Annotated in this window: 2 protein-coding genes; both read left to right on the top strand. The window is 64.8% G+C overall.

Annotated features, from left to right (window positions below):
• Positions 1-218: 218 nt before the first annotated feature.
• Complete coding sequence (gene istA, locus MKW15_RS24020; RefSeq protein ID WP_308221103.1) at positions 219-1,745, top strand: IS21 family transposase; 1,527 nt, start codon at positions 219-221, stop codon at positions 1,743-1,745.
• Positions 1,742-2,518, top strand: coding sequence for an IS21-like element helper ATPase IstB (istB, locus tag MKW15_RS24015; RefSeq protein ID WP_240862874.1), 777 nt, complete (start codon positions 1,742-1,744; stop codon positions 2,516-2,518). Before istA ends, istB begins: the two co-directional genes overlap by 4 nt.
• Positions 2,519-2,634: the final 116 nt, after the last annotated feature.

Genomic DNA, 2,634 nt, shown 5'->3' with positions numbered 1-2,634 from the left:
CTGTCAGCGGACATGAAAAACTGCCCATGGGCGGTCACGAAAGTGCCCGCTGACGGCCAATAAGGACTGCCCATGTGCGGTCACGAAAGTGCCCGTTGGCGGACACGATTTTGCCCACACCTGTCTCATCCGACGGCGCGTCTGCGCTGAGCGGGCCTCTCCCGTGGCTTCGATAGCGATGCCTGTCGTATCGAACTCACTCACGGGAGAGACCCTTCTTGAAGTCTGACGGAGAACTCATGGACATACTCAATGCCTACGACCTGACCGGGTCGTACCGGGCTGCCGCGCAGTTATGCGGCTGCTCCCACCACACGGTGAAGCGGGCGGTCGCCGATCGTGCCGCCGGGCTGGCGCCGGCGGTGCGCCGCGCCCGGTTGATCGACGATTTCCTGCCTCATATCGAGGGGTGGGTGCAGGACACGAACGGAAAGATCCGCGCCGACAAGGCGCACGAAAAGCTTGTCGCACTGGGCTATAGCGGCACTGAACGTACCACGCGGCGTGCGGTGGCGGAAGTGAAAGCCCAATGGCGCCTGGGTAATACGCGGGTACACCGGCCGTGGATCACCGAGCCCGGGTTGTGGCTGCAGTACGACTTCGGTGATGGACCGGTTGTTGATGGCCGCAAGGTCGTGTTGTTGGTGGCGTGGCTGGCATGGTGCCGGTATCGGGTGGTCATCGCGTTGCGTGATCGGACCGCGCCGAGTGTGTTCGCCGGTTTGGACCGGGTGTTCCGCATCATCGGTGGCGCACCGACGTATGTGTTGACCGACAACGAGAAAACCGTCACCACCGGCCATATCGCCGGGGTGCCGGTCCGTAACCGTGATGCGGTGTCGTTCAGCCGCTTCTATGGCACCACGGTGCTCACCTGCGAGCCGGCCGATCCGGCGACCAAGGGCGGGGTGGAGAACGCGGTGAAACTGGCCAAAGCCGATATCGTGCCCACCGACACGAATCTGCTCGACGCCTACGAGTCGTTCGCCGACGTGGTCGCGGCGTGTGAGCAGTTCATGATCGAGGTCAACGACCGTGAGCACCGCACCACCGGTCGGCGGCCGGTCGAGATGCTCGCCGCCGAACGTCCCCGGTTGCATCCGATCCCGGACATGCCACACACCGCCGGGTTGGGGGTGACTCGTCAGGTGCCCAAGAACACACCAATGATCGCCTTCGAGCATTGCCAATACTCCGTTCCGGCAACGCTGTTGGGACAATCGGTGTGGGTGCGGCATCATCCGGGCACCGATGAGGTGATCGTGTGCGCCCTCGATGGCGGCGGACCGGTCGAAGTGGCCCGCCATGCTCGTGCCACCCGCGGCACCCCGGCGATCGACGACACGCATTTCCCCGGCCACCAACCGAAAACGCCGGGGGACTACCGCATTCGGGCACGCAACGCCGAGGAGGAGACGTTTCTGGCGATCGGCGCCGGTGCCGGGTTGTGGCTGAAAGAAGCTGCCGCCGTCGGTACCGAACGGATGCGGGAGAAGATGCGTCACGCCACCTCACTGGCAGCACTGCATGGCGCCCCCGATGTGGACTGGGCACTCGGGAATGCCGCAGTGCACGGCCGGTTCGCCACCGGTGACCTCGACTCCATCCTCGCGGCCAAGGGCCTGGACCAGACGCGGCATCATGCATCGGAAACCACTTCCCTGGCACAGGGCACAAAGAGCTGGAACATGTTGGGCACCAACACCATCAACCATGGCAACCTCACCGACGAGGAGGAACGATGACCGCACCCCAGACTTGCACCCCGCTCAACCCCGAGGTGGAAGCATTGATGAAACAACTGCGGCTGCCCCACGCCCGTGCCATCGCCGCCGACGTGCTCGCGACCGCCCGCTCTCAACGGTGGGACCCCGCTGATGCCCTCACAGCGCTACTCACCGAAGAACTCGCCGGCCGTGCCCGCTCCATGCTCGCTTCGCGGCGCAAATCGGCGAACTTCCCCACCGGCAAGACCTTTGACGTGTGGGACGAAACCGCCTCGTCGATCCCGGTGCCCACCCAGCATGCCCTGCAAACCCTCGAATGGGTGCAGCGACGGGAGAACCTCGTCGTGTGCGGGCCCGCCGGCACCGGTAAGACGTTCTTTCTCGAAGCACTCGGGCAGAAAGTGATCGAGGCCGGTATGCCCGTGGCGTGGTTCAGCCTCGAGCAACTCGGCACCCTCGTGCGCGCTCACCGCGCCGATGACACCCTGGGCAAAGCGATCGCCAAGATCGTGCGCGCCGAACTCGTCGTCATCGATGACGTAGGCCTGCTTCCCGTCGGGACCGATGCTGCCGAGGGCCTCTACCGGGTCGTAGAAGCCGCCTACGAACGCAAATCCGTGGCGGTGTCCTCCAACCTGCACCCATCCGGCTTCGACGAACTCATGCCCAAAACCCTGGCCACCGCGACCGTGGACCGGCTGCTGCACCACGCCCACCTATGCCAGACCAGCGGCGACTCCGTGCGCCTGGCCCAAGCACTCGCCGGAAAGGGGGTCACCGCGCTGAACTGACATCCCCCGGTGGTGGACCAGTGGGCAGATTCATGTCCGCCACCGGGCACACCTTCGTGACCGTCTACGGGCAGTTTTCACGTCCGCCTGTGGGCACTTCCCGATGTCCCTTGACA

Source organism: Gordonia gummivorans, from assembly GCF_022513585.1.
Classification (GTDB): domain Bacteria; phylum Actinomycetota; class Actinomycetes; order Mycobacteriales; family Mycobacteriaceae; genus Gordonia.
The sequence above is the reverse complement of the archived record's forward strand: the minus strand, read 5'-3'. Positions and strand labels throughout refer to the sequence as shown.

Excerpts from the sequence above, each read along its gene's own strand:
- istB (WP_240862874.1), top strand. The coding sequence starts at position 1,742 with ATGACCGCACCCCAGACTTGCACCCCGCTCAACCCCGAGGTGGAAGCA.